Annotated in this window: 6 protein-coding genes; 3 read left to right on the top strand and 3 right to left on the bottom strand. The window is 60.3% G+C overall.

Annotated features, from left to right (window positions below):
* Positions 1–439 precede the first annotated feature (439 nt).
* Both ABT24_RS15400 and ABT24_RS15395 read right to left on the bottom strand, forming a co-directional pair.
* The gene (locus ABT24_RS15400) at positions 440–1,846 is read right to left on the bottom strand and encodes an ATP-binding protein (RefSeq protein WP_286738256.1); all 1,407 of its coding nucleotides are present in this window, start codon (positions 1,844–1,846) and stop codon (positions 440–442) included.
* A complete protein-coding gene (locus ABT24_RS15395) occupies positions 1,843–2,565 on the bottom strand; it encodes a response regulator (RefSeq protein WP_276730999.1) in 723 nt (240 codons plus the stop codon). The genes ABT24_RS15400 and ABT24_RS15395 overlap by 4 nt, the downstream gene beginning before the upstream one ends.
* 219 nt (positions 2,566–2,784) lie before the next feature.
* Here ABT24_RS15395 and ABT24_RS15390 point away from each other — a divergent pair, with 219 nt between their 5' ends.
* From ABT24_RS15390 to ABT24_RS15380, 3 genes are all read left to right on the top strand, one after another.
* Positions 2,785–3,306, top strand: a complete 522-nt coding sequence (locus tag ABT24_RS15390) for a Spy/CpxP family protein refolding chaperone (protein ID WP_276730997.1) — start codon at positions 2,785–2,787, stop codon at positions 3,304–3,306.
* A 105-nt stretch (positions 3,307–3,411) separates the two neighbouring features.
* Positions 3,412–3,645 carry an SHOCT domain-containing protein gene (locus ABT24_RS15385; RefSeq protein ID WP_013104784.1) on the top strand — a complete coding sequence of 78 codons (234 nt, stop codon included), beginning with the start codon at positions 3,412–3,414 and terminating at the stop codon, positions 3,643–3,645.
* Positions 3,646–3,794: 149 nt separating this feature from the next.
* Positions 3,795–5,372, top strand: a complete 1,578-nt coding sequence (locus ABT24_RS15380; protein ID WP_286738253.1) for a multicopper oxidase family protein — start codon at positions 3,795–3,797, stop codon at positions 5,370–5,372.
* Positions 5,373–5,549: 177 nt separating this feature from the next.
* Here ABT24_RS15380 and ABT24_RS15375 read toward each other — a convergent pair.
* Positions 5,550–6,162: sigma 54-interacting transcriptional regulator (locus ABT24_RS15375; RefSeq protein WP_286738252.1), on the bottom strand; the 613-nt coding region annotated here is incomplete at its 5' end.

The following is a 6,162-nucleotide window of genomic DNA, read 5'->3' as shown; positions in this document are numbered from 1 at the left end:
GCAGATGCGGGGGACGAGTATTCAATTTGAGCGCAGAATTAAAGTAAGTAAGTGAATACTAACATCGCACATCGCAGAAAAGCACACCCAGGTCGATGCTGATGACACCCGGTGTGCTTTGTCGGGGAGGGCGACTCGGGTCAGACCCGGCCGGTGATTTGGCGCAGGAGTGGGGCAATCGGTCCTGATCAAGTTGCGTTGATGGATCAGCAAAGCGATCGATCCTGAAAGAAATGCATTGAACGCAGGGTTTGCTTGAATTGTCAGCCAAACTCAGGATGCGACGCAATGGCATAGGTGGGGATCTGCCGCGACGATCTGCCCCGGAGCAGCAGCAGACCCAATCACATGGCAAGCCCAACACCCCGGAATATCCGGCTTTTGATCGGCGCCAAAAAACGAAGGGAAAACGGATTTTGAATTTTGCAGGACCGACGATTTATGCCGGACTATGTGGAAGTTCCAAGATCGCCTCCATTCCGCCATCGCGGCGATTCTGCAACGTCAACCGTCCCCCCGCCGCACGCGCGATGTCGCGTGCGATGCCGAGGCCAAGGCCGAGCCGATAGAACGGCTCAAACACCTTTTCCAGTTCTTCCTCCGGAATGCCGGGGCCCTGATCCTGAATGCGCAGTGTCAGGGAGGTAGCGCTATCGTCGACGACGATGAGGGCCCGTTCGCCATATAAAACGGCATTGTCGAGCAGATTCGCTAAGCAACGCTTTATTCGAGCTGGATCCCCAACGAAGGGCTTGTTGGTACGCCCTTGAATCTGCACTACACGCCCCATCTCTTCTGCGTCGGCCTGCAGACTTTCAAGCAAGGACATGATGTCGATGGGCTGAATATGTTGTGGCTGGTCGAGACCGCGCATGAAATCCAGCGTGTACTTCACCATCTGCTCCATCTCCAGCAGATCCTTCTCGAACCGCGCGCGCACATCGTCATCATCCAGCAGTTCTGCGCGCAAACGCATGCGGGTGATCGGCGTTTTCAGATCGTGCGACATGGCCGAAAAAATGCGCGTCCGATCCGTAATAAATCGAATCAGTTGAGCCTGCATGGTATTGAACGCGTGTGCAGCCCGCCGTACCTCGGCAGGTCCAGCTTCCGGCAGTGGAGGACGATGGATGTCTTCACCAAGTGATTCAGCGGCCGAGGCCAGGACCGCCAGCGGCCGCGTCATCCACCGCACGGCAACAAAGGAGAGGAACAACACTGACGCCAAGAGTACGAGCAAGGTCAGCAGCAAATGCCAGGGGGGCGCCTGGGCGCCTTGGTGAAGCTGGGTTGTAAAGGCCACCCAGCTTCCATCGTGCAGTTGCACCTGGATCAGGAAGCCGAGTTTTTCCGCCATGAAGGCTTGCATGGAAGACCGGGATGCCTGTGTCATACCCGACATATAGGCCGCCATCGAGGCCATGCCAGGCAGGGGTCGCCGGTGCATGTCGGAGAATCCAATGGCCTCAGAAGGGTTTGCACTGGCCGAGACGATCAGCGGTCTTTCATCCCCGAGGGCGGAATGAAGCGCCTGTGAAAACATCATGGTTTGTGCGCTGCGCATTGCGGCAGCCGTTGTCTTGATGGGTGAGGGCTCCAAGTCCACGACCTGGGGCGGCACGCTCAAGATTTTTGCGATACGGAGCCGCTCCTGATGCGGCATCGAATCCAGAAGTTTGACCACGTCAGCAATGCGTTGCGCAGACTGCATGCCGCTGTTGCGCAGCACCGCTCGGTCGCGCTCGGCGAAGTTAATTGAGGCGCTCAGGAGTTGCGCCAAAATCAAGCCGCTCGAGAGGACGAGCATCATGCGGCCGAACAGCGACGCCGGCAGCAACCGTTTCACGGCTTTCCTTCAACGGGCACTGACAACACATAGCCCATGCCGCGCACCGTCTTGATCAGTACCGGGTCGCGCGGATCGTCTCCAAGACGTTGACGCAAGCGACTGACCTGGACATCGATGCTGCGATCGAGCGGGTCGGCCTCCCGGCCTTGCGTGAGATCCACCAACTGGTCGCGGTTGAGAACCCGGTTGGGATGGCTCAGAAAAATGCGCAACAAGCGGTATTCCGCGCCACTCAGCGCCACGACCACGCCTGCGGGAGAAATCAGATGGCGATGCAGGGTGTTGAGCGTCCAGCCAGCAAAATGGGCCTCGCGCAAATCTTCGGGCTGCAAATTGATGGGCAGGCTGCGGGCGCGTCGCAAGATGACTTTGATGCGGGCGAGCAACTCGCGCGCGCTGAAGGGCTTGGTCAGATAGTCGTCGGCGCCCATCTCCAGCCCGACGACACGATCGGTCTCGTCGCTGCGGGCGGTGAGCATCAACACGGGGATGTCGGATTTGGCACGGAGCTGGCGACAGAGCGTCAGACCGTCGTCGCCCGGGAGCATCAGATCGAGCACGATCAAGTCGATGCGTGCGGCGACGAGGGCGCGTTCCATGGCCTTGCCGTCGCCCACCGCGGTGACGCGCAGCCCGTTCTTTTGCAAATAGGCGCTCAGCAGATTGCGGATCTCGCCATCGTCGTCAACGATCAGGATGTGGTCAGGTATGTCCATGCCGTGATTTTCAAGGGTCTGCGGCGAGCCTCGTCAAAAACAATGTAACGCAGCATGTCAGCCACGGGTTCGCAGAACATGCGATACAAAACAGCCGCTTTTTGACATGGTCTGCTTACACGTCAGCGTTGAAATGGCTCCCATTGCGATGGCGGTCAATCAGATGTCGCTGCGGGAACGTCCCGCCAACCGTCTACGCATTTTGATCGGAGATCAATCATGAAATGCAACCATAGAACACTGGGTCTTGCCGCCGTCCTCTCACTCGCCGCGATTGGCACCGCCTACGCACAATCCCCTGCCCAACCGCAGCAATACGGCTGCATGCAGGGGGCCGGGCCGGGCATGCGCATGATGGGCGGCCGCGGCATGGCTGCGGGCATGATGGGGCGCGGTGATCCGGCTGCCAGGATGGAAAATCGTCTCGGCGCGATGAAGGCGCAATTGCAGATCACGCCGCAGCAAGAGCCTGCTTGGGACGCCTTTGCGGCACAAGCCAAGAAGCAGTCCGATGCGATGCAGTCCATGCGGACCACCCTGTTTGAGGCAAAGGGCAATGCTCCGGAACGCATGGAGCAACGCACGCAGTTGATGCAAGCGCGCGTGGCAGGCATGGAGACCATGACCGCTGCGATGAAAACGCTCTACGCCGAACTGAGCCCGGCGCAGCAAACCATACTGAATCAGCAGTTTGGCGCGATGCGCGGAACCCGTCGCGGAGCGCCTGCGGGCGCGCAGTAAACCGGAGCCGGACGAGCGCGCGCGATCGCACGGATACAACTCGCCGATTGCGCGTGCAATGCACTGCGGCATGCAGTCGGCGCCAAACACAAAGGAGTACGCATCATGATGGGGTATTGGGGTTGGGGCGCAGGCCCTTGGTTCGGGATGTGGATCATTCCAGTCCTTGTGCTGGGTCTGATTCTCTGGATGATTTTCAGAGGAGGACACGGCGTGTCGCATTGCGGGGACCGGCATTCCAGGCAAGAGTCGGCGCGTGAGGCGCTTGACCGGCGCTATGCGAACGGTGAAATCAGTCGCGAGGACTATCAGCGCATGAAACAGGAGATCAAGTCATGACGTCGACGAAATCGAACCGCATGCCGGGTTCGGCGGATCACCACAAGCCGCCCGATTGGAAGGACGGCAAACTCAGCCGACGCCAGATCATTGTTGGTGCCGTGGCGGGCAGCTCTCTCTGGTTGGCGGGCCGCACGCATGCTCAGGGCATGGGCGGCATGATGATGGGGTCGATGCCGGGCATGGGCCAGGGCGGCATGGCCGGCATGGGTGCAAACACCGCGCGCGGCGCGACAGTGCGGACCGGCGTGTTCACCCGCCCCATGCCCATCCCTGGGCAACTCGGCGGACCGGCTCAGGCGGATGGTAGTCTGGCGTATGCATTGCGGATCGCCCCCGGAACCAGCACCTTGCTCGCGGGTGTGCAGACCCCTACCTGGGGCTATAACGGGGCTTATCTGGGCCCGACGCTGCGCATCCCGCGCGGCAAACGGGTGCGGATCCAGGTTCGCAATGCGCTGAACCAGCCAACAACCACCCATTGGCACGGCGCCCATGTGCCCGGCACGATGGATGGCGGCCCGCAAAGCCTCATCGCGCCGGGGCACTCCATGGATTACGCCTACACCCTGGATCAACCGGGTGCCACGCTTTGGTATCACCCCCACCCGGATGGGCTGACAGGTCCTCACGTCTACGCCGGTATGGCAGGGCTGCTGCTGGTCGATGATGGCGTGGACCGCGCCCTCGGGTTGCCGCATACCTGGGGCGTGGATGACTTTCCCGTGATCGTGCAAGATCGGCGCTTTGGGGCTGATGGCACGCTGCGCTATATGAACAGCATGATGGACCGCATGGGCATGAAGGGCGACCGGTTTTTGGTGAACGGTTGTGAACAGCCCTATGTCAACGTTCCTGCGCAATGGGTGCGGCTGCGTCTGGTCAACGGATCGAATGCGCGCCTCTATAACTTTGCTTTCGCCAGCGGACAGAGTTTTTATGTGGTTGCCAGCGATGCCGGACTTCTGGCTCATCCTGTGGAGAGGCGCAGTTTGCTTCTCGCAGCAGCGGAGCGTGCGGAGATCCTGGTGGATTTGCGCAAACTCCAAGGAAGCACTCTGGTGTTGCGCAGTGACTCGGGCTCCGTTGTTCCAGGGCTGAGCAGCATGCCCATGGACGCTGATCGATTTGATCGCCAGGGGTTCGATCTGCTGCAGCTTCGGGTTGGCGCTCCTGCCGGAAAATCGGGGCGGCTTCCTGATCATCTGGTGGCCATCCCGTCGCTACGCATCGACGCGCCCCAGCGACTGTTCAGCTTGCAGGGAATGCAAGGGATGCAGGGCGCCATGGGAGGCGGGGCAATGGGCGCGATGGGGGGCATGTCGGGGGATCAGGGCATGGGCGCAAACACCGGCCCTGGCGGCATGAGTATGGGCGTGGGCATGGAAAAACTGTTTTCTATCAACCACCAGTTCATGGAGATGTCGGTGATCAATCAGCGCGTGCGCCTGGGCAGCACCGAGGTCTGGCAAGTGAGGAACGAGGGCCATATGGCGCATACCTTCCATGTCCATGGCACGTCGTTTCAGATTCTCTCTCGCGATGGCGTGGCTCCGCCGGAGTATGAGCGAGGCTGGAAAGATGTCGTTCTCGTGCGGCGCAACCAAACGGTCCGCCTGGTTGCCCGATTCGATCAGCCCGCTGGCAAAGACCATCCCTTCATGTACCACTGCCACATCCTGGAGCATGAGGACAATGGCATGATGGGACAGTTCACAGTGGCATGACATGGGGGACAGATGCAGGTCAGCCTGATTGCACGGGCGGTTTGCAGGAGCTGCGCATGACGTGGTTCAGGCATCACGCATTAACAGAGCTGATCGTTCCTTCCCATGACGGTAGCCGCGACCTCAGACCGCAGTGGTGTAGCAGAACCGATGCCGATTGGCGCCAACATCAGGCGATCAGGTGGCGATTTTGTGGCGCCTGAGTTTTTCCCAGAGGGTCTTTCGGCTGATTCCCAAAACTTCAGCCGTCTCAGCCATCTTGCCTTCTCGCTCATTCATCACTTGCGTCAGATATTCGCGCTCGGCTCGGGCTAGATAGTCGCCCAGGGGCGTCGCTACATTGTGAGCGCGATCGGCAAATGTGGAAGATCCTGGGTTCGAGCACGGCATGCCGAACCGCTCCCAGCGCACCCAGCAATCGCTGGCAAAATGGTAGGCGCGATCAAGCGCGGAAAACAGTTCGCGGACATTGCCCTCCCAGGGTTGCAGCTTGGCCCAGGAGACGAAACGTGGGTCGAGCCGTTTGGATTGCCCGGTCTTGGCGTTGAGCGTCTGGACCCGGCGGTGCGCCAGCCAGGCGATATCGTCCGCGCGCTCGCGCAGCGGCGGCAAGTGGATCGGCACTCCGCTGATGCGAAACAGCAAATCCCGGCGAAAGGCGCCTGTCTCGGCCATCTTGTCCAGCCGCTTATGCGTGGCGCAAATCAGGCGTACCGAGACATGCAGATCCTTTTCGCTGCCCAGGCGACAAACCTGTCCGTCCTGCAGTACGCGCAGCAACTTGGCCTGT

The organism is Thiomonas sp. SCN 64-16, from assembly GCF_001725585.1.
In the GTDB taxonomy this organism is placed as follows: Bacteria; Pseudomonadota; Gammaproteobacteria; order Burkholderiales; family Burkholderiaceae_C; genus Thiomonas; species Thiomonas arsenitoxydans.
Note: the sequence above shows the minus strand (reverse complement) of the source record. Positions and strands in the feature narration are given on the sequence as shown.

Coding starts and splice junctions, on each gene's coding strand:
- ABT24_RS15390 (WP_276730997.1), top strand. CDS start 2,785: ATGAAATGCAACCATAGAACACTGGGTCTTGCCGCCGTCCTCTCACTC.
- ABT24_RS15385 (WP_013104784.1), top strand. CDS start 3,412: ATGATGGGGTATTGGGGTTGGGGCGCAGGCCCTTGGTTCGGGATGTGG.
- ABT24_RS15380 (WP_286738253.1), top strand. CDS start 3,795: ATGGGCGGCATGATGATGGGGTCGATGCCGGGCATGGGCCAGGGCGGC.
- ABT24_RS15395 (WP_276730999.1), bottom strand. CDS start 2,565: ATGGACATACCTGACCACATCCTGATCGTTGACGACGATGGCGAGATC.